Here is a 20,588-nt window from a genome sequence, read left to right on the forward strand (position 1 = left end):
TATTATGAAAAAAATACATTTATTTTTTGCACTATTTTTTTGTGCATTATTTATACAAGCCCAATATAATTTCCCTGCATGTTCACCTGAATGGGATCCTGCTAAAAAACCTTATAAACAAGATCAAAAAGCCTCATATGAAGGTAATAACTATCGATGTAAATATTGGTCAAACGACACCCCTAAATCTGCCTCTTGGGAATTAATAAGTGCCTGTGGCGATGGTGGCTTAGGAGCTCCATATAATGGTAAACAAAGAATTATTGGTTATTTACCTACTTGGGTAGCTGATTATGATATCAAAAATAATTTTAATCCAGAAGTTGTAACAAACCTGAACATTTCTTTTTTAATGTTTAAAAAGAATAATGATGATTACAATAGTAATGACTTTGCTTCTATTTCTTTTGATAAATTTCAAGAAAGAAAAGTCGATTCTGTACTTAACGATTTAGGAGTGCTTCAAAAAGCAAAAGCCAAAAATGTAAAAGTATCCGTAGCACTTGGTGGAGCAACAGATTATGCTTTTTTATGGTTGATGACAAAATATTCTAATAACGATCAAAAATTAGACGAAATAGCAACACTAATCGCAAATTATGTTACCGTAAACAACCTTGATGGTATCGATTTAGATTTAGAATGTTGGTGGGCTGATCAAACAATAAAAGGTACTAAAGATCAAGGAGGTCGTGTACGTGGTAGTAAATGGGGAGATGCTGATAAAGGAGCACACCCAGCAGGAGTTGGACTGAAGAAATTAAGTCAAAAATTAAGAGCTAAAATGCCAAATAAATTAATTACTGCTGCTGTATTCGGAACATCTTGGTATGGTAACAATTATGATGATGGTATTGCTGATTATATGGATTGGGTAGCTTTAATGTCTTATGATTTTACTGGTTCTTGGGCTGCTTCTCCTGAAGGACCTCATTCTTCACTCTATAAAGTTCCGGCTGGAACATACCCTAAACAAACTGCAGACAATCCTATTTATAGCGCAGAAGATGCGTTAGAGTATTGGATGGGAATTGCACCTTCAACTTGGAATCATGCAGGTGGATTTAATGTACCAAAAGCAAAGTTAGTTTTTGGAGTACCTATGTATGGATATGATTTTTCTGAAAAAAAACCAAATGGTGGTAACGGATCTAAATTTGTTCCTTATAAAGATGTAATAGCAGAATTTCCTAACGCTGCTACAAGCTACGATCCTAAAGACACTAGTGGTTTAAATGGATTTGTAGGAGAAAATGGTAAAAAAATATATTTTGATACTCCTAAAGCTGCAGGTAAAAAAATAACCCACTCAAAAAATTATGGCCATCAAGGAGTTATTATATGGGAGCTAACTCAAGATGTAGACTACAACTCTTCTTCTAGTATATTAAAGGCTATTAATGAAGCAGCAGGAAACAACAATACAGTAAATAACCCACCAACAATAACATGGCAAGCACCTGCTAATAACCAAGTAATAGAAGTAACTAAATTAGCTGCTATAACTTTAAATGCTACTGCTACAGATAAGGAAGGAACTGTTCAAACTTTTATATTTAAACATAATAATACTGTTATTAATGCAACAGCATCAGGATCGAGCTACACAGCTAGCTTTACACCTACTGCTTTTGGACAATACACTATTACAGCCGTTGCTACTGATGATAAAAACGCAACTTCTGAAAAATCAATTGTTTTTACAGTAAAAGAAAAAGGAGTTATTACTAATGAAGCTCCAAAGGTATCAATAACATCACCATCTAATAATGCTACTTTTAGCACAGGAGAGTCTATTGCTATAAAAGCAAACGCATCTGATAGTGATGGTACTGTTAGTAAAGTAGAATTTTTTAATAATGGAAACAAATTAGGCGAAAGTACTATTACTCCATATAATTATACGATTACAAATTCAACTGCTGGAAATTATTCATTAACTGCAATAGCAACTGATAATGAAGGAGCAACAACAACATCTTCAATCATTACAGCTGCTGTTTCAGATATTGTAAATGCAGCTCCAAAAGTAACAATAACATCACCTAGTAATAACACCTCTTTTAATGAAGGCGATGTCATTTCAATTACCGCAAATGCTTCTGACAGCGACGGTAGCGTTACAAAAGTGGAATTTTACAATAATGGAACTAAATTAGGAGAAAGTATTGCAACTCCATATAGTTATACTATTTCAAATTCAACTGTAGGAGACTATTCATTAACAGCAATAGCTACTGATAATAGCGGAGCAACAACAATGTCTGCTACTGTTAGTATTACTGTTTCTAAAGTAGTAGGTGGAAATTGCGGAAACTTACCACAATATGTAGCAGGTACATCTTACGCTTTAAACCAAGAAGTAGTTAATGGTACCGAATTTTTTAATTGCGATGTTCCGGGTTGGTGTTCATCTCCAGGAGCATGGGCGTATGCACCAGGAACTGGAACATATTGGGAAATGGCATGGTCTAAAGCAGGAACTTGTTCAAATGTTTCTCCTAAAAACCCTCACCAATTGTCATTATTTCCTTCGGTAACAAAAAGTGTTGTTAATTTAGATATAAAAGCAAAAAACAGTTCTTCTATAAAAATAGAATTATATAACCTAGCTGGGCTATTGGTAAAAACACAATCTTATAATAAAGAAAAAATAGAGACTATTGATTTATTTACACAAGATCTATCGAAATTTGAAAATGGATTATATCTGTTTAAAATTTACATTGATGATGCTGTTTATTTCAAAAAAGTGTTTAAAAAATAAGATTCATAATATAGAATATAAGCTATAAATTAACCCCTCTACAGGTAAAACTGTAGAGGGATCTTTTTTTCATAAATCATTTATTCATACCAGTTCTAATTATGAATATTCTTCTGTAAATTTACAATGACAAAAAATCTTATAAATGTGAAGTATCACTTCTCCTCTTTATCAGAAACAAAACCAACTCATTATTAGCTCTAAAGTGAGAAATTGTTTAATTTTATTTTATGCAATCCTTTATTCATTACTTTTTACATTTTGGCTTTCCTTTTATAATTGCTTATTTCTTCTTCAGAAAGAATTATAAAAAGGTGTATTTAATTTTAGTTACTACCATGTTGGTCGATTTAGACCATCTTCTTTCATCCCCTATTTTTCAAGCCAATAGATGTAGCTTCGGTTTTCACCTTTTACATACTTATTATGCAATCGCTATATATATACTATTACTCTTTTTTAAAAAACCTTATAACATTATTGGTTTAGGCCTTTTACTACACATGCTAACTGATTTGATAGATTGTTTATTTATGTACAACAACTGTAAACAATGCTACATAAACACACCCGCTGAAGCTATTTTAAAACAAATAACGAGTCTATTTTAATACACAATCACAATTTTTTATAATGAGAATTCTTTGAAGCTAATTCCCGCTTTCCGCACTCGCTCTTTGCAAGGAGCTCAAACAAATCCTTCAATCAGGGCTAAGCATATTTATAAACTATCAGCTATCACAAAAAATTAATTACATATCTAAAATAATCTACGCCTCTTTTAAAGTTAAATCACAATACCAAAAACTAGTATCGTAATTTTTAACCTTTTCTGAAGTACCTTCATGACAATTTTGAGAATCATCTTTGTTTAAAGTATATGATTTTAAAACCTTCTCTCCTATTTCAAATTCAATTGGATTTTTAAAAATTGGACCATCAAAACAAAAAGTATGAAATTCGCCATTCTCTCCACAAACATCAACACTGTCTGGCAGCTCGTTTATAAAATCTTCATCTATAACTCTACCTACAAACTCTTTTCCTAATTTCTTAGCATTTACACAAACGGTAATGGTTTTAAAACCTAATTTTAAAAACTCTTTAAGTATTGTTTTCGTGTCTTGTTTCCATAATGGATAAACGCCAGTAATACCTACTTCTTTTAATTTAGAATCTCTATACTTTTTTAAATCTTCTAAAAAAATATCTCCAAAAACAGCATGGTTAAGTCCTAATGATTTTAACTCAGTTGTTTTATCTTTCATTTTCTGGTTATACAAATCCATCGTAACATCCGCAGGGAAATATATTTTTTCTAAAGGAATATTAACACTTTTAGCTTGTGCTTCTAATAAGTTTTCATGAAGCCCATGCATAGAAACTCGTTGATAATCTTCATTTACATTCGTTATCAACTTTTCGATACGATATTCCTTTTGCTGTAAAATTTCATACAATGCAAATGCAGAATCTTTTCCTGAACTCCAGTTAAAATAGGCTTTTTTCATAATTGTAAAGATGTAAAAAATAATCCTGCAAAAAGCAGGATTATAATTTCTTTATTAGGTGAAAAAATTCCATTTGGATGTTTTAAATAAATCACGTGACTCCTGTAAGTAAGCATCCATTATTCTAGGTTTTCTATTTAAAATAGCTTCAACAGTATCAATTATTGGCTCAGGATGTTTAATTGCTAAAACATCTATCTCTACTAAATGTCGTGCCAACCAAGTTGGCAGTTTAGCTTGCTTTGTTAACTTTTTCATGTATTCATCTCTAGATATATTTTCATAAACAACATTTCTATTAGTAACATGAGATATTCTTTTTGCCATGCTTGTATGAGATATTGCCTCTGGTCCTGAAATAACGATAGCCTCACCTTTTAAATTTTCTGGTTTTAGTAAATAATGTACCGCTATTTCTGCTACATCTCTAGCGTCTACATAATTCCTTTTTGCATTCTCCATAACACCGAATATTTTACCAAAATATTTAATTGTAAACGTATTTCGTTCCCAATTTTGCATAAATGAATGTGGTTGTAAAAGACAATAATCAATATTACTTTTTGCTAATTTTTTTTCTATTTGTCGATGCCAATCTCCAACCTCTACATGCGTATTGTTTGGTAAAACAGGTGCTGATAATTTTACAATTCTTTCAATTTTTAATTCTTCAGCTACCTCAATAATGTTTGTTTCATAAGTTATTTGATTGGGTGAAGTTCCTGTTAGTAAAAAAATAGCATCAGAGTTAATACACGCTCTTTTAATTTCTTCTTTTGAATCTAAATTTACGGCTATATAAGTAATCCTATTATTCTGCCCATTTAATTCTATTGGAATCTTTCGTTTTGTATTTCTTAATACACCTCTTACAAAACAATTGCGTTTATTCAATTCTTTTAAAACCTCTACTCCTACGGTACCCGTTACTCCGAAAACAACAATAGTTGATCTTTTTAAATTCATACTATTTATATTGTATTAAAGGGAATTTCCAAGTTGTAATCATTGCACCTAATATTGATGAAGGAATAATATCTAACATATAAACTTCAAGTTTAAATAACTTAATTATTATTAAAGAAAATAATATCATTAATACCATCATTACAAAAATTCGTACATACTTGTTTTGTGGAAATTTTTTAAATAATTGCATTTGTCGTAAAATAAAGTATACTATTATTGTTGCAACCAACGATGGTATTGCTATGCTGGTGTAACTCGCCTTCATTAAAATTGTATTATCTAAAATCCATCCAGAAAACCAAGACATTACTGACGGAAAAAAATAAGCAGGTATTGCAACTAATAAAAGATTTTTGGTTGTAAAATTAGTCTCTATTAAATGTTCATTTTTCATAATTTGCTAGTTATTTAAATGGTTTAATTTTTATTCCGACTGATAAATAACCTCGCAGTTTCGTATTATACTTATAAACTTCGTTTTCGTTAGCATCTTCAAAACCATATTTTTCATAAACCGAGTGTGTTCCCCTAACCATGAGTCCAATATTTTTAGAAAGCCAATAATTATACTCTATTCCTGCCGAAATAGCAGTAAAAATAGAACGGTCTACAATTGTAGCATTTGGTTGATTTTGTACTAATGGCCTATTAATACTTGCCGTAAAATCATTCAGATCTCCTAAAATTTTAATAGCATGTTTTTTATTAAAATTATATTTCACATAAGTATTTGGCAAACCAACAGCAAAAGTTATTTTATTATTAATATTCCCCATAAAATTTACTACTGGGTTTACTCTTGTTTTACCAGACAATGTTAAGTAACCAACACCAAAAGTTAATACATAATAATTATTACTGCCTTTTCTCCTAAACCTTTTTTCAGCAAATAAAATTCCATTTATATTTAAATCGTCCGTTGTCATCTTCTCATTAAAACTTGCAACAACATGCGGCATAAATAACGCATTTACCGACCAATTTCTTAAAATTCGATACTGAGCTAATAGGCTATAATTTATATTGTAATATTTTTCTTTATCTCTAAGAAATGGTAATTTATTCCCTTTATATGCTATTGAATGATAATCCATACCAATAGTATTATACAAGGCTATTTTATTAAAAACTATTGGAGCTATCCCAAATTTGGTACTCATTCTTTGATAATCATACAATGAGTTATCCTGTATTTCGGGTGTATAATGTAAATAGAACATATCTCTATCTTCATTTAAAACAAAAACATCACCTGTTACCTGTCCGTACATTTTACAGATAAGAAACAATGCTACTATTACTATTTTTTTACGAATCATTTTATTTGTATTAATTAAGTTTAATACAAATATTGCCCGAAATAGCTTTTAGTAAATTACCAAATGATAATTAAGAACATATTTAATAAGAGTTCGACATAAAAACTCTAATTTTCTAGTTTCATTTCCATAATACATTCTCGACTGCGCTCGAACTGACACAATTTTAAAATATCTCCTCGAGCTCAGTCGAGAGGTATTTATCTACATTTAATCTATTTTTTTGTAGTACTAATCTCTTTTCTAATTCTACTAAGTGATTGTGGGGTGATTCCTAAAAATAAAGACAAATCTTTTAAAGGAACTCTAAATACTAAATCCGAACGCTTTAATAAATCTAGGTACCGTTCTTTTGCTGTTAAAGTTTGAAAGTTATGTATTCCATATAATACACTTGCAAATGCATCTTCCCATACTAACCTTCCAAATTTTTGCCATAAAGGAAAACGATCATATAATATTTCCATCTCGCTATGAGATATACTAAATAACGTTGTGTTTTCAATAGCTTTTATATACGATATTGAGCGTTTTCTATTTTTGATTTTAGTTATATCCCCTATAAATTCATTTTCAAAGGCTAAATATCTAGTATACTGAACTTCGTCTTTAATTTCATAAATAATAAGACCTCCAGAAGCTATAAAGTAATAGTCTGTTACTACTTGTTCTTTTTTCATGATAAACTTATCTTTCAATAACGTTTTACTTTTAAAAAAAGATAAAATAATATCTAACTCCTTTTTCTCTAGAGTTACATAACTATTAATGTACTCAATTAATCTTTCCATATTAACCCGTTTCTAAACACCTTTTTAATAAATTTATTATCAAATATAAATTAAAACAAGTTTTATTATTTGTCTAATATATTAATAAAAAATCCCGCTAAAAGCAGGATTTTTAAAGTTATTTTAAATTCTATTTTTAAAAATTAACAAGATAATTGATTTATTAAGTGTTTTGTTTCAGTTATCTTATCTTGTACAGATGAGCAATTTCTATATGCTCTTATATAATTTTCTGCAGCTGTTTTATAAGCTTTACAGTTACTTACCGATGGATTTGCCGCAAAAGATGAACCTGTATTACTTAAATCCTTCTCCAATTGAATTGCATTAATAGGATCACAAGAATATATAGATTCATCATCACTTGAAGAAGAACAACTGAGTATTGAAATAATAATAGTCGTGCAAAAAAATAATCTTAATGACTTCATATTTAAAATATTTATTACAAACACTCAAATTTTAAGTGTTTTGTTTTTTCTTTGAAAACTGTCTTAATAATGTGGCATTTTTCCTAGCTTTTTCTCTTGATAATTAATAGATAACTGAACCATTAATTCCTTTTCCGAAACTTTTAAAGTTCTTATTGGTGATTTATTTTCTTTCTTTGATTTAAACTTGTTGGCTTTTCTTGTTTAACTAACGGAGTTCCATACAAATCAAAATCTCCAGCTTCATCAATTTTAATATCAATAAACTCTCCTAATTTTATGTAATGCTTAGTTGCATCAACAATTACATCATTATCAACATCTGGTGAATCAAATTCGGTACGTCCGTAAAAATATTCGCCATCTTTTCTATCGAATAAACAACGATACGTATTTCCTATTTTTTGTTGATTCAATTCCCAAGAAATTTGAGATTGTACTTCCATTATTTCATTTACTCTACGAAACTTTACATCGGCAGGTACATCATCTTCTAAAACATAAGCTCCTGTATTTTCTTCGTGAGAATACTCAAAAGCTCCCATTCTTTCGAAACGCATTTCTTCTACCCAAGCTTTTAGCTCTTCAAATTGTTCTTCGGTCTCTCCTGGATATCCAACAATTAATGTGGTACGAATTGCCATATTTGGCACTGCTTCTCTAAATTTATGAATTAATGAAGTTGTTTTTTCATGCGTTGTACCACGCTTCATCGATTTTAAAATCTCAGTATTAATGTGTTGTAACGGAATGTCTAAATAGTTACACACCTTTGGCTCACTTTTCATTACATCTAACACATCCATCGGAAAACCAGAAGGAAATGCATAATGCAAACGAATCCATTCTATCCCATCAACTTTAACTAACTCTTTTAATAAATCTGCTAAAGCTCTTTTTTTATAAATATCTAAACCGTAATACGTTAAATCTTGCGCAATTAACATCAATTCTTTAATTCCTTTCTTAGCCAACTTGGTTGCTTCGATAATAATCTCTTCAATTGGTGTTGATTTGTGTTTTCCTCTCATTAAAGGAATTGCACAAAAAGAACAAGGACGATCGCAACCTTCTGCAATCTTTAAATATGCATAATGCTTTGGTGTTGTTGTTAAACGTTCACCTATTAATTCATGCTTATAATCTGCTTCTAAAACCTTTAATAACTCAGGTAATTCATGCGTACCAAAATATTGGTCAACATTGGTTATCTCTCTTTCTAAATCTGGTTTATAACGTTCACTTAAACAACCTGAAACAAATACTTTGTCAATTTCACCCGCTTCTTTACGTTGCGCATAATGTAAAATAGTATCAATACTTTCTTCTTTTGCTTTCCCTATAAAACCACAAGTATTAATCACAACAATATTTCCATCATCTTCAGGATCTTCATGAACTACATCTTTACCATTAGCTTTTAACTGCCCCATTAACACTTCACTGTCGTAAATATTTTTAGAACACCCTAAAGTAACTACGTTGATTTTGTTTTTCTTGATTGTTTTTGTGCGCATTGTACTATAAAAATTTAGGATGCAAAGATACACCTTAAATATTTTACACACTTAATACATTAGTTTGATTCTTACCCCCTTTTTTGATAGCTTCCCTAACATTGATTTTAAATAATTAAAACAAATTCACATTCTTATAAACGTTCGCAAAAACAATTATAAAATATTTTTCCTAAAGACACATAGTACTCACAGTAAAGGCTTAAACCAATTTAAAAGGTACTCCCATACTATATAATCAACACTGTGTTACATATACTATTTTATATGTTTTAATTTTAGTATTCATTATAATAAACTCTATCAAATTTTATTAAATTTGTTTTAAAACATAATGAAAATATATGTATTGGCACATCTATTTTCATTCTTAACAATTATTATATGAAACAAGAATTAAGTGATGCTATAATTTCAGGGGATTTAGAATTCCTAAAAACCTATATTGATAATGGAAATGACTTTAATGGAATGACGCTTTCAGCTCCAGGTGGATATGGGAAAGAACCTATTGAACTAGCTGTTTTGTCACAATTCGATTTTAAAGGTTCATTCGAGATCACAAAATTTGTTGTGAACCATTCAAGTGATGAAAATATCAGCAAAATGTTGTATTCTTTTGCTTCTGAGGATAAGTATCTTGAAAAAATGAAAGCTTTACTAGCCTGTGATGTATTTGTTGATACACTTTGTGACAATAGAACCGCACTACAAATGGCGACAGGGAATGGTAATTTAAAAATGACCCATCTTCTTTTAACCTATGGAGCGAATCCAATGGCAGATGGTAAATATGGAACAGCCTTAGAAGAAGCTGAAGGAATAAGTTATGAACCAGTCTATGAACAAATGATGCTTAGCTTCATGAAGGGAATACCTAAATCTCCTTTTGATTTTGTTGATAAAGATAGTGTTATTGAAAAGTTAAATAGCTGGGTGTATTCTTTAATGTGTTTTGGAAAAGAGAATCAAGATAACACTTTCTATGTAGTAGCAATTGATGGAAGCCAATTAGTCGCCAATTCTATAGAGGAATTCAAAGTTACTCTTAATAGGTATCAAGAAGTAGATCCAGACGACGATGATGACTTTGATGATGAAGATGAATTCGATGAAGCAGCTATAGAAAAGTTGAAATTCAGCTCGGGTGATTTTTCTTTTCATAAAATAAATAAAGAGATAGATCCTTCTAATGAATTGAAATTTGATCTTGATTTATCATTTCTGATACCTCAAGAAAAGGATATCCGAACAAAGAACGATTTGCTTATTGCAGGATTATTAAAAAACAAAGAGCTCTTTATAAAAGAAATGAATGTTACGGATGATTTTAAAATTATGGCATATGGACATACTTACTAAAGAACAATTATTAACACAAAATAAAAAGCATTAAAACGACTTTTTATTCAAAACGCCATAAACAATAAAACACATCGAATACATAATCCACATATACCTTTTCTTTCGATTTTGGATAGCAATGATTTACCATAAGAACTCATTACCAAAAGAAACTTGTATTTCAAACCCCAAAATGGAGACTGAGGGTATGTCTTGGGCAGTTTATTGGGAGTATGAAGGTATACCTAATCTATCATATAATCTGACTTGTGCCTTTGTCTATGTAATCCATTATAGAACTTGTTTAATCGTTGGAGACAAAGATAAAATAGAAAGTTACGGTCCAAAATGTTTTAATAAACTAATGTTTAAACTTGCAAAAATTCACTTCCCAGACTGGATCGGATTTGATTGTGAAAGGTGCTCATATAATCCTGAATTAGCAAATAGAATTCTAAGAATTCAGAAAGTAGCTAAATGGCAGTTGAATAAAATGTTTGATGATGAAATTTAAAAAGTTTATAACACTAGTAACCGTTGTACAAGCCTATAATTTCATAAAAACAGCGATAAAACAAACTCTTTTTAGGGCTTTTATTTTTACTTAGGCTCTAGGAACTAAAATTAAGTGAGCTTAAAACAAATACCTGTTTGTTTTTAAAGATATAAGTTAAGCTATATTATCGTAATTAACTTCAAACTAAATTACTAAGTTGAAAACTAATCAGCTATTTTAAATTACTTTAACTATTAATCCTAACCGTAAAAAAAGAAAGGTTCTCCCTTACTTTTTTTACGGTTAGGATTAATACCATTTCTCTTTTTCATGAAATACATTTGTAAAAAAAAAGCAATGTTCTTTCGCTGAGAACAATACCTCCCAAATCAAACACTTTATGATTTACAAACTTATTAATTGCAAAGAAAAAAATTATGGCAAAATCACAATTACATTTTTTAGGACATGTAGTAGACCTATTAACAGCAGAAACCGTTTACAATAAAGATTTTAACAAATATAAAGGTACTCCTATACTCTATAATAAAGGCGGCTTACTTAAATTTGTTTTCGATTTCGAAGCAAACTTTCGTTTTTTAGAACGCATGAAGACTGTTAATTATGACCTTTATAAATTAGGACACCCTCTTGATGATGGAAAAATTGTTTTCTATGATGCAAATGGTGACAATTTAAAAGACTGGTATTTTAAAGATGCTCCTATTGTTTTTTATGAGGTGAAATTTGATGCTAACGGTGGCGGAATGAGGGTAGAAATGATAATTTCTCCTGCTATACAAAACTATGGTTATAAAATTCATAGAAGCTGGCATATAACGCCTATTGAGGAGGAAGGTTACCAATCGCCTGTGCAAGCTGCTGAGAAAAAGGAGAACTTTTACTTAAGCATACAACATTTAACCGATAAAAAAACATTAGTTCCATTAGGAATTCCTGCGTTTAACAAATCGCCAGAAAACCAAAACATTGAATTTGAAATAAATATTAACGAAAATGGTATTGACGATTTTCAAGTAAAATTTTTACATGATAATAAAATTATTCAATCATATTATTCAGGAGAACAAACATTAGATGAAGTTGTTGTAACCGCAAAAGGTTCAGGAAATTCGTCTAATTCTACTACCAATAATCAAAACACGCAAAGGAATTACCCAAAAGGAAAATACCTTGTTAAATGGGATGGTTTTGATAAGAATGGTATTTATGATAGTACTATTTTTACCACAGGCAAACTAAAAGCTCGCATAAAAGGGAAACGAAACGGCATAGAAAAAACAGCAGAAAGCAGTGAGTTTTCTTTTGAATATAAAGAGGTAACTTGGGTAGATACAAAAATTAATAAAAATAGCAAACGTATTGATGTTACGCTTCGTGTGAATCTTAGAGATGGTGGAGAAAGAGGAACGGAAAAAGACATTTACGATACAGGTAGCGGTAGTTACGCGCCTATTACCACTCATTACCCTTGGGAGAAAATACCTGAAAAAGAGATAAAAGAACATAGAAAAGCACCAATAAAAACAAGAAATAAAAGCAATGATTTTAAAGCTTTAAAAAGATTAGCTTTAGAGGGGATAGAAAAATATTGGGGAAGAAACAGTGCTAATATAGGTAAAGGTATTTATATAAATGAAGAGTTATATCAGGTCTTCTTAAGTTGTAAACACGACGTAAACGGTATGATAGCTCCTGAAATAATCTTTTTTACGAATTTAGCAAACGGAACCTTTAACCGTTCTCGTAACTGGTTTGGGTCAAGACAATTGTTTTACAAAGAAGGCTATCTAAAAGATGAAAAATGGGAGTATCAAAAACCATCAAAAGCAATTAGAAAATTTAAAGAAACTGCCGCTCATGAAATAGGACATCAACTATTGGATCAATTAAAGGGAAAATACCACTCATATACACATAAAGGAACTTCGCACCCAAGTGTGATTCTGCAAAGCCCTATTAAAGGGACTAGATATCCTACTGGAGGTAAAGAAATTGACCTAATGAAATATGCAGATGAAGAATATCTTGCTCCTAATTATTATAGAAGAACAATACTTTCTGAAAAAGATCTATTAGGGCTTATATGGTTAACTAAATTAAAATTAAACAAATGAAAAAATTAATGAGTATTCTTATTTTACTCCTATTTACAAGCTGTTGGCATAAGTCTTACAAGCTAGTTGATAATTACAGGGGGTATATTTATGATTCGAAAAATGAACCTTTAGAAAATGTAAGGATACATGAAATGAACCTTAAGTCTGCGAAATACACTTACACAGATAAAAAAGGCTACTTTTTTTTAAAACCAGTAAGTTCAACTTTTGTTGATGATTTACTTCTTGAAAAAGAAGGATATGTTACAGATACTGTTTTTTCTTTTTCAGAAAGCAGATTTGGGAATAAAACTCGTTTCTTAATGGAGTGGTCTGATACAGTTTATATGGGGAAAATTAAAAAAATAGCATTACCTAAAAATTTAAAAAAATAATAGAATTTAAAAAACTGCTGCTCATGAAGTAGGGCATCAACTATTGGGTCAATTAAAGGGTAAATACCACTCATACAGTCATAAAGAAACTTCGCATCCAAGTGTGATTATTCAAAGCCCTGTTAAAGGAACAAGATACCCTACGGGAGGGAAAGAGATTGACCTAATGAAATATGTAGATGATTTTCGTCCTATGATTATTTAAAAAAAAGAAGAGTTTCGTCACAAAAAGACTCATTAAGTTTAATCTGGTTAACTAAAATAAGTTTGAAATGAAGAAAATAATTTTCTTATTAATTACCTTGTTCTTTTATTCTTGCTCTGTAAGATATTATGGCTATGTCTATGATTTTGATACTAGAACACCTATTTCCAAAGTTGAAATTCGGGTTAAAAACTTATTAGATACAACTCTTAGTAAAAAAGATGGTTATTTTGAAATTAATATTGCAAAAAAAACAAGAGAATTAATTTTTCACAAAGAAGGATATCAATTACATGCCTTAAAAACATTAAGTATTCAAAGCGGAGAGTTTATGAAAGAACAACCTTTTGGAGATACTATTTTTATAATATCTAAAGACAGCAAATATAACAGACCAAAAATAAAATTATCTAATTATAAATAACCCTTTACAACATAAAGAAAGTTTTTATTATTTACCACAAGAACGAAAACTACTTTAGAAAAAAGCCAAAAAACAATAGAAAAGATTATGGATAAAATAAGAGATTTAAACCCTTTTGATTAATGAAACTATTTTGGAAGATTAATATATATATGAGTGTAATAGTATTTAGCCTATTTATACTTAATTTTATTGCTATGTATTTTGAAGTTTATATTCCCAATTTCTTCTTGGGAATATCTGGTCTTACATTTATTTTCTCTCCTTTTTTAGAAATAATTCAAGTTCCTTTATGCTTAATAGTCATTTTAACTACCTTGAAAAATCAAAATAAGATTGTTTGGATGTATCTTTTAATGATGATTGTCTTTTTCATTATTAAAATTACTATTTATATTTTATTATTAGGAAGTATTATCCCTTTAAATAATCAATGAAAATTTTAAAACGAATATTGCAAAGTATCTTGATTATAGTTTTAATTGGGCTTGTATTTCGAGGATCGGTTTACAGAAAAGTTATTACATATAAATCAATCGGAGAAAGAGTAAGCTATTCGGCTACAAATAAAAATCTTATTAAATATATTGAAGAAAATACTATCAATGCTAAAGGCCCTAAAATTGAAAAAATAATAGATATGGGTCTTTCAGCAACCTCACGATTATTAAGATTTACAGCATCTAAAAATCATATTGAACCAAATAAACTTATAAACACTAAAACAGCTAACTGCATTGGTTATGCAACATTTTTTTCTGCAAATTGCAATTATCTATTAAAAAAGTACGCTCTTGATAATAATTGGATAGCTAAACCACACAAAGGGAACTTTATTTATTTGGTATTAATATTCATAAATATTTCAAATCAGCCTTTTTTAAAGACCATGATTTTGTTATTATTGAAAATAAAAGAACAGGAGAAATTTTAGCAGTTGACCCCTCAATAAATGATTATTTATATATTGATTATGTAACTCTAAAAAACTAAAATTAAGAGAGCTTAAAACGAACACCTGTTTGTTTTTAAAAACATATTTATTGAGAAAATCTAAAAACGATACTCTTGCATCATTTTTTCACCTTTTGGTAATGAATTATAAGCAACAACAGGTAGACGCATTACCTTATTTACTTGTTTTAATTATCATCTTTTTATTCTTCAAACCTACTTAATAATTAAGTTTAATTTTAAATAATTAGCGTAATTATTTTGTACACTACAAAAAAAATAATTTTCAGGATTGTACAACCATATACAATCTTAAAAAATAAAATTTAAAAACTGTACGAAAAATAAGTAAAAATAAAAACTACGTTTATTAGTTGAATTAAAATTATATAAAAGAATTGTGTCATTTAAAATCAGAAGACTTTTTAGAAAAGTCTTAAATCCAAATACCTCATTTTTAAATTGATTATCGCCCCTTTTATTTCCAAAAATATCAAATACATCTTTGCTAATGTCAACTCCAAAAATTTCCTTATATTTATTCATAAGAACTGATTTATGAAAGAATAAGCTACTTGACTCACAACAACTTGAAATCGAGATCTAGGTCTCACAGAACTGAACGTGATTTTTAGTAGAAAAGAGAGCCAATTACCAATATTGTCGAAGTCTAATGCTTCACCGTATAAATTAACCTTAATTCTCTCTTTTATTCTTTCTGATTTATATCTCTTAAATTTAACCTTTTTATTAAATTGCTAACTTAAGATGTATAAAAAAAATAGAGCATTTTCGTTTAACAAAAAGTTTAGTGCATATTAATAAAGTCCGTTAAATATGGCTTTATAGAAGAAAATATAAAAGCTATATATTTATATTTAGTTAAGTAATAAACCGAAACGAAAGTGCTTATAAATTGCCCTACGTTTCTTATAATGAATATTGTACAACATATGAAAAAAATCTATTTACTAATATTTAGCTGTTTTATTTTTCTTAGATGTAATTCACAAAATAACGTCCAGATAGTAAATGAATTTATTAAGTCATATAACAACAAGGATTCTATAATGACTTTCAATTTATTGCACAAAGACTTTATTGAATTATGGGAAAAAGATACCGTCATAAGCAACAAGACCCATTATAGTAAAAACTACTCTTGGGGAAAAGTTATGAATGACTTAGAAAAAGTTGAAATTATTAAAACGGACTCAAACTTTGTGGAAACAATTTCAACATACTATTCAAAAAGAGATAAGTTATTAGGGATTAGTCCATACAAATCAAAACGTGTTTATAAAATAAGTAATGGAAAAATAATCAAGATTATTGGAGGAGAATTTGATGGGTATTTAGAATATGACAAACCAAGGCGAGAACAATATCAAGTCTTTTTCAAATGGCTCTCGGAAAATTATGATTTAGAACCGTCTGACTTTCCTTTTGATAAAAATGGAGCGGAAAAACTAAAAGAAAAACTAATCGAATATAAAAAGAACTAAATATATTGTGCAAAAAATAGCTGTAGTTAATACAGGTTTTGATAATTACCTCGAAAATTAAAGTATTTTATAAAGTCCGTCAAATTTTTTTGATTTGGATTTATAATAAAACAAAATTAAAAAACTTAGCTAAATACTTAATCGGAAATTAAGTAATTTTAATTAACCTAGTAACCATACGAGCCGAAACATATCAAATATTAAAAAAAATTGAATAACAGATTTAAATACAATCCTTTCTCTGGAATATTAGAAGATGATATTGAAAAAATTTTAGTCCCTAAGTTTAATTTAGATAACATTGTTTCTAAAATTAATAATTCGGATTCATTAAATATTGAATTTTTAGGAAAACAAGGTAGAGGAAAAACTACTCATTTGATTTATTTACAAAAGCAAATGACAGAATATCCAATATTCTTATTAAACTCAAGTTCAACAATTACTGATATTATAAATGATAAAGCAAGCATAGTTTTCATTGATAGCATTCATCATCTAAACATATTTGACAGAATTCGATTATTCAAAATAAAAGAAAAAGTTATCTATACAACTCATTTGTCTAGAAAACTTGATTGTTTCTTGGCCAGAAAAGACAACTATTCTATTAAATTTAAAGGTATTGATAAAGAAATACTTCGTGAAGTATTAAACAAAAGATTACAACTTGCTTCTTATAAAAAGAAGAAACAAGAAACCTTTACTGAAAATGAAATAAAATTATTAATCCAAAAATTTGGGGATAATTACAGAGGAATCATTAATTATCTTTATGAGAAATACCAATGACAAAAGCTATAATAGAAAAAGAAATTTTCATAAATGAAGTTGTTAATGATAACAATACATCAGGTTATTTGACTATAAAATCTTATGAAACAATAACTCTAGATAAAATAATGGGTGTTATCTTTTTAGAGGCTAGAGGGAGAATGTCTAGTTATAAAGATGAAGTTTTGTCATTTAAAATTTCAGATAAAAAAGAATTAATAAAAAACGAGTCATCTAAAATTCCCTTTACCTTTAATTCATCTAACTTCGAAATAAATTCTTATAACGGAAAAAATGTAAGCTTTTCTTACAATTTAGAAATTCAAATAGACGTAAACGATAATGATTTAGAAAGACTAGAAAAAAATATATTTTCACAAATAAAATCATTTATTACATCAGATTATACTATTAAAATTTCTAAGTATTTCAAAATAGAAAATTTAAATATTAATTACCAAGTTGTCGAGACAGAAACCGATTTCAATATTCAAACTAACTTAATTGTAGGACTATTTACATTACTAATATTTGGCAGTACTTATGCTTATTTAATACCCGAATTTAATCCTTTCTACATAATATTAGGAATAGCCTGTACAATTTTGTTAACATATTTAATAACTAAATATATTGGAAGTTCTTTAGGGACAATCTCAATGAAAACGTTAAAAGACGAAAACGCATTCATTTGTAAAATATTAAAGACAAAAAAATTCAACCTAATAAAACCTTCTTTATATTATGTAATAATCGAAAAAGTAATTGACAATAGAGGAACTTCTTCTTCAACATATACTGAAACTATTTTCACTTCTGAAAAGAAAAAATTAGAGAATTTTAAATCTAGTCCAGAAATTAAATTTTTATACCCAAATAAAAATGGACTACAATCTTATGAATATAAAGATGCTTCAATTTTATGGCAAATGAAACTTGAGGGAAAATATTTAGGGTTAATGCTAAAATACAAATGTACATTCAGAGTAGAAAGGAAATAAACATTTACTAACAATGGTAACCGTTGCACAAGTCTATAAAAAACAGCGATAAAATAGGCTCTTCTTTGGGCTTTTATTTTTTACGCAGGCTTTCTAAAAACTAAAATTAAGTAAGTTTAAAACAAACACCTGTTTGTTTTTAAATACATATTTATTGAAACTACCTAAAAACGATACTATCTATCATATTCACCTTTTTAGTAATGAATTTTAAGTATTTCTTTAAATTATAAGCAACAGCAGGTAGACGCATTACCTTATTTACTTGTTTTAATTATCATCTTTTTATTCTTCAAACCGACCTAATAATTAAGTTTATTTTTAAATAATTAGCGCAATTATTTTGTACACTACAAAAAATTAATTTTTAGGATTGTACAGCTATATACAATCCTAAAAAATAAAATCTAAAAACTGTACAAGCATCTACAGCTCTAGAAATATACAGTTTAAAACTGTACAAAAATAAGCAAAAATAAAAACTACGCTTATTAGTTAAATTCAAATTATATAAAGAGTTGTGTCATTTAAAATCAGAAGGATTTTCTCAATAATCTTCTTCTATTATCTTTTTATAGTGGAAAAAACTTTATAATAAAATAATCCTGATTTTTCGATTGCAAAACTTTGTTTTATTAACTTATTTGAAACTACCATTAATGCTAGTTTTTTACTCTTTCTTTTGTTAACAATTTATTTACACCCTTTATTATGTTTATATGTATTAAAGGATCGTAAAAACTAAAGGTTCTTTAAGAAGTCTTTTTAGAAAGATCTTAAACCCATATGCATCATTTTTAAATTGATTATCGCCCCTTTTATTCTTTTTGGTTTATATCTACCCTAAGTAAATTTTCACCTATTCCACCTCTCTATTTTAAATGCATTCATACTGTTAACCTAATCAACAACATAAAAAAACTACATAAATCCTCTTCCTTTTCAACTCCCTATAGTACTCTCTAATTCATTAACTCTTCTATATTTTAGATACCTATACTTAGTAAAAAATCTACTTCTTTTAATGAATAAAATCAAACTTCAAAAAAAATAAATTCCAAAATATTTTTTTAGTTAGGATTCCTTACTATATTTGTGACGTGAATTCATAACATCATTATTTAATAATCTTAAAAAATAAACAAATGAGTAAATCAATTTTTTATCACGCAGGTTGTAGTGTATGCATTAGTGCAGAACATGATATTATAGCATTAGTTGGAAAAGACAATGTAGAAATTGTAAACATTGGTGAAGACAAATCAAGAATTAATGAAGCTGAACTAGCAGGCGTAAAATCTGTACCAGCATTATTAACTCCAAGTAAAAACGTGTTACACCTTAATTTTGGAGCATCTATGGCAGATGTAAAAGGATAATAAAAAATATTAAAGTAGTGAGTGAATTTTACTCACTACTTTAACTTAAACAAATACTTATGAAAATTTCAGTTTACGATACATATGTTAAAAAAAATAATAACATTGTTATGCACTTCGATATATTAGTTGAAGAAAGCAAAACATTAGAAAATGCTATTGCTTTTGGAAAAGAATACCTGGCTTCAAAAAATTTATCTAATAAACAATTAACTACTAACGAATGTAAGTTTTGCCATATGGAAACAGCACCTACCGAAGTAGAAAAAATTGTTTTAAGAGATGGCTACTATATCATAGAAATGGAAAACTGTTAGGCTATGAATGCTAAAAAACAGTATCTTTTTTCTTACGGAACACTACAATTAGAAAACGTTCAACTAAAAAACTATGGTAGAAAACTAATCGGTTTTAAAGATGTTCTAAATAATTACAAGTTAGAACATCTTAAAATTACGGATAAAAACGTATTCGCTAAAAGTCAACAACAATTTCATCCAATAGCCATCTGTTCAAAAAATAAAAAAGAATGTATTAAAGGTGTTATTTTTGAGATTACAGCGCAAGAACTTATACAAACAGATGTATATGAAGTTTCTGATTATAAAAGAGTTTTAGAAACATTTCAATCTGGTAAAAAAGCTTGGGTTTATATATCTAATAAAAATCATTAGGCATCTTTAATT

The 20,588-nt window shown here is 28.6% G+C and carries 22 protein-coding genes; 15 read left to right on the forward strand and 7 right to left on the reverse strand.

Annotated features, from left to right (window positions below; genetic code table 11):
* The first annotated feature begins 4 nt into the window (after positions 1-4).
* Complete coding sequence (locus CXF68_RS18935; protein ID WP_101046748.1) at positions 5-2,767, forward strand: Ig-like domain-containing protein; 2,763 nt, start codon at positions 5-7, stop codon at positions 2,765-2,767.
* Positions 2,768-2,997: 230 nt separating this feature from the next.
* Positions 2,998-3,378, forward strand: a complete 381-nt coding sequence (locus tag CXF68_RS21070) for a DUF6122 family protein (protein WP_101046750.1) — start codon at positions 2,998-3,000, stop codon at positions 3,376-3,378.
* Positions 3,379-3,537: 159 nt separating this feature from the next.
* Here CXF68_RS21070 and CXF68_RS18945 read toward each other — a convergent pair whose 3' ends face one another.
* From CXF68_RS18945 to rimO, 7 genes are all read right to left on the reverse strand, one after another.
* Positions 3,538-4,278 (reverse strand): diphthine--ammonia ligase, encoded by a 741-nt coding sequence (locus CXF68_RS18945; protein WP_101046752.1) that lies wholly within the window; start codon positions 4,276-4,278, stop codon positions 3,538-3,540.
* A 54-nt stretch (positions 4,279-4,332) separates the two neighbouring features.
* A complete protein-coding gene (locus tag CXF68_RS18950; protein WP_101046754.1) occupies positions 4,333-5,244 on the reverse strand; it encodes an NmrA family NAD(P)-binding protein in 912 nt (303 codons plus the stop codon).
* Position 5,245: 1 nt separating this feature from the next.
* Complete coding sequence (locus CXF68_RS18955; RefSeq protein ID WP_101046756.1) at positions 5,246-5,641, reverse strand: hypothetical protein; 396 nt, start codon at positions 5,639-5,641, stop codon at positions 5,246-5,248.
* Positions 5,642-5,651: 10 nt separating this feature from the next.
* Positions 5,652-6,566, reverse strand: coding sequence for a DUF6268 family outer membrane beta-barrel protein (locus tag CXF68_RS18960; RefSeq protein WP_101046758.1), 915 nt, complete (start codon positions 6,564-6,566; stop codon positions 5,652-5,654).
* A 215-nt stretch (positions 6,567-6,781) separates the two neighbouring features.
* A complete protein-coding gene (locus CXF68_RS18965; protein ID WP_101046760.1) occupies positions 6,782-7,357 on the reverse strand; it encodes a Crp/Fnr family transcriptional regulator in 576 nt (191 codons plus the stop codon).
* Between the two features lie 143 nt (positions 7,358-7,500).
* Entirely contained in the window at positions 7,501-7,788 is a 288-nt protein-coding gene (locus CXF68_RS18970; protein WP_101046762.1) for a hypothetical protein, read from the reverse strand.
* Between the two features lie 152 nt (positions 7,789-7,940).
* Complete coding sequence (gene rimO / locus CXF68_RS18975; RefSeq protein WP_101046764.1) at positions 7,941-9,305, reverse strand: 30S ribosomal protein S12 methylthiotransferase RimO; 1,365 nt, start codon at positions 9,303-9,305, stop codon at positions 7,941-7,943.
* Positions 9,306-9,689: 384 nt separating this feature from the next.
* Here rimO and CXF68_RS18980 point away from each other — a divergent pair, with 384 nt between their 5' ends.
* The 13 genes from CXF68_RS18980 to CXF68_RS19055 all read left to right on the forward strand — a co-directional run bounded on the left by CXF68_RS18980 (position 9,690) and on the right by CXF68_RS19055 (position 20,576).
* Positions 9,690-10,667 (forward strand): ankyrin repeat domain-containing protein, encoded by a 978-nt coding sequence (locus CXF68_RS18980; RefSeq protein ID WP_101046767.1) that lies wholly within the window; start codon positions 9,690-9,692, stop codon positions 10,665-10,667.
* A gap of 121 nt (positions 10,668-10,788) precedes the next feature.
* Positions 10,789-11,163 (forward strand): hypothetical protein, encoded by a 375-nt coding sequence (locus CXF68_RS18985; RefSeq protein ID WP_157822009.1) that lies wholly within the window; start codon positions 10,789-10,791, stop codon positions 11,161-11,163.
* A gap of 419 nt (positions 11,164-11,582) precedes the next feature.
* Positions 11,583-13,283: a type VI secretion system tube protein TssD gene (gene tssD / locus CXF68_RS18990; RefSeq protein ID WP_101046771.1), complete on the forward strand. Its 1,701-nt coding sequence runs from the start codon at positions 11,583-11,585 to the stop codon at positions 13,281-13,283.
* Positions 13,280-13,660 carry a hypothetical protein gene (locus tag CXF68_RS18995; RefSeq protein ID WP_101046773.1) on the forward strand — a complete coding sequence of 127 codons (381 nt, stop codon included), beginning with the start codon at positions 13,280-13,282 and terminating at the stop codon, positions 13,658-13,660. Before tssD ends, CXF68_RS18995 begins: the two co-directional genes overlap by 4 nt.
* Positions 13,661-13,703: 43 nt before the next feature.
* Positions 13,704-13,865 (forward strand): hypothetical protein, encoded by a 162-nt coding sequence (locus CXF68_RS20745; RefSeq protein WP_157822010.1) that lies wholly within the window; start codon positions 13,704-13,706, stop codon positions 13,863-13,865.
* Positions 13,866-13,932: 67 nt separating this feature from the next.
* Positions 13,933-14,289, forward strand: coding sequence for a hypothetical protein (locus CXF68_RS19000; protein WP_101046775.1), 357 nt, complete (start codon positions 13,933-13,935; stop codon positions 14,287-14,289).
* A gap of 433 nt (positions 14,290-14,722) precedes the next feature.
* Entirely contained in the window at positions 14,723-15,223 is a 501-nt protein-coding gene (locus CXF68_RS19010) for a hypothetical protein (protein WP_101046780.1), read from the forward strand.
* 1,090 nt (positions 15,224-16,313) lie between these two features.
* Positions 16,314-16,748, forward strand: coding sequence for a hypothetical protein (locus CXF68_RS19020; RefSeq protein ID WP_101046782.1), 435 nt, complete (start codon positions 16,314-16,316; stop codon positions 16,746-16,748).
* Between the two features lie 210 nt (positions 16,749-16,958).
* The gene (locus tag CXF68_RS19025) at positions 16,959-17,540 is read left to right on the forward strand and encodes a hypothetical protein (RefSeq protein WP_101046784.1); all 582 of its coding nucleotides are present in this window, start codon (positions 16,959-16,961) and stop codon (positions 17,538-17,540) included.
* Entirely contained in the window at positions 17,537-18,523 is a 987-nt protein-coding gene (locus CXF68_RS19030; protein ID WP_101046786.1) for a hypothetical protein, read from the forward strand. Before CXF68_RS19025 ends, CXF68_RS19030 begins: the two co-directional genes overlap by 4 nt.
* Before the next feature lie 1,145 nt (positions 18,524-19,668).
* Positions 19,669-19,902: a thioredoxin family protein gene (locus tag CXF68_RS19045; protein ID WP_101046788.1), complete on the forward strand. Its 234-nt coding sequence runs from the start codon at positions 19,669-19,671 to the stop codon at positions 19,900-19,902.
* A gap of 59 nt (positions 19,903-19,961) precedes the next feature.
* A complete protein-coding gene (locus CXF68_RS19050; protein WP_101046790.1) occupies positions 19,962-20,219 on the forward strand; it encodes a DUF2024 family protein in 258 nt (85 codons plus the stop codon).
* 3 nt (positions 20,220-20,222) lie between these two features.
* On the forward strand, positions 20,223-20,576 hold the full coding sequence (locus CXF68_RS19055; protein ID WP_101046792.1) for a gamma-glutamylcyclotransferase family protein: 354 nt from the start codon (positions 20,223-20,225) through the stop codon (positions 20,574-20,576).
* Positions 20,577-20,588: the final 12 nt, after the last annotated feature.

Source organism: Tenacibaculum sp. Bg11-29, assembly GCF_002836595.1.
Classification (GTDB): domain Bacteria; phylum Bacteroidota; class Bacteroidia; order Flavobacteriales; family Flavobacteriaceae; genus Polaribacter.

Bases quoted from the DNA above. Each gene is read 5' to 3' on its own strand.
- tssD (WP_101046771.1), top strand. From the start codon at position 11,583: ATGGCAAAATCACAATTACATTTTTTAGGACATGTAGTAGACCTATTA.
- CXF68_RS19020 (WP_101046782.1), top strand. From the start codon at position 16,314: ATGACTTTCAATTTATTGCACAAAGACTTTATTGAATTATGGGAAAAA.
- CXF68_RS18960 (WP_101046758.1), bottom strand. From the start codon at position 6,566: ATGATTCGTAAAAAAATAGTAATAGTAGCATTGTTTCTTATCTGTAAA.
- CXF68_RS18950 (WP_101046754.1), bottom strand. From the start codon at position 5,244: ATGAATTTAAAAAGATCAACTATTGTTGTTTTCGGAGTAACGGGTACC.
- CXF68_RS18995 (WP_101046773.1), top strand. From the start codon at position 13,280: ATGAAAAAATTAATGAGTATTCTTATTTTACTCCTATTTACAAGCTGT.
- CXF68_RS18935 (WP_101046748.1), top strand. From the start codon at position 5: ATGAAAAAAATACATTTATTTTTTGCACTATTTTTTTGTGCATTATTT.
- CXF68_RS19055 (WP_101046792.1), top strand. From the start codon at position 20,223: ATGAATGCTAAAAAACAGTATCTTTTTTCTTACGGAACACTACAATTA.
- CXF68_RS19000 (WP_101046775.1), top strand. From the start codon at position 13,933: ATGAAGAAAATAATTTTCTTATTAATTACCTTGTTCTTTTATTCTTGC.
- CXF68_RS19030 (WP_101046786.1), top strand. From the start codon at position 17,537: ATGACAAAAGCTATAATAGAAAAAGAAATTTTCATAAATGAAGTTGTT.
- CXF68_RS19050 (WP_101046790.1), top strand. From the start codon at position 19,962: ATGAAAATTTCAGTTTACGATACATATGTTAAAAAAAATAATAACATT.
- CXF68_RS18955 (WP_101046756.1), bottom strand. From the start codon at position 5,641: ATGAAAAATGAACATTTAATAGAGACTAATTTTACAACCAAAAATCTT.
- CXF68_RS19010 (WP_101046780.1), top strand. From the start codon at position 14,723: ATGAAAATTTTAAAACGAATATTGCAAAGTATCTTGATTATAGTTTTA.
- CXF68_RS19045 (WP_101046788.1), top strand. From the start codon at position 19,669: ATGAGTAAATCAATTTTTTATCACGCAGGTTGTAGTGTATGCATTAGT.
- CXF68_RS18965 (WP_101046760.1), bottom strand. From the start codon at position 7,357: ATGGAAAGATTAATTGAGTACATTAATAGTTATGTAACTCTAGAGAAA.
- CXF68_RS18985 (WP_157822009.1), top strand. From the start codon at position 10,789: ATGATTTACCATAAGAACTCATTACCAAAAGAAACTTGTATTTCAAAC.
- CXF68_RS18970 (WP_101046762.1), bottom strand. From the start codon at position 7,788: ATGAAGTCATTAAGATTATTTTTTTGCACGACTATTATTATTTCAATA.
- rimO (WP_101046764.1), bottom strand. From the start codon at position 9,305: ATGCGCACAAAAACAATCAAGAAAAACAAAATCAACGTAGTTACTTTA.
- CXF68_RS18980 (WP_101046767.1), top strand. From the start codon at position 9,690: ATGAAACAAGAATTAAGTGATGCTATAATTTCAGGGGATTTAGAATTC.
- CXF68_RS21070 (WP_101046750.1), top strand. From the start codon at position 2,998: ATGCAATCCTTTATTCATTACTTTTTACATTTTGGCTTTCCTTTTATA.
- CXF68_RS18945 (WP_101046752.1), bottom strand. From the start codon at position 4,278: ATGAAAAAAGCCTATTTTAACTGGAGTTCAGGAAAAGATTCTGCATTT.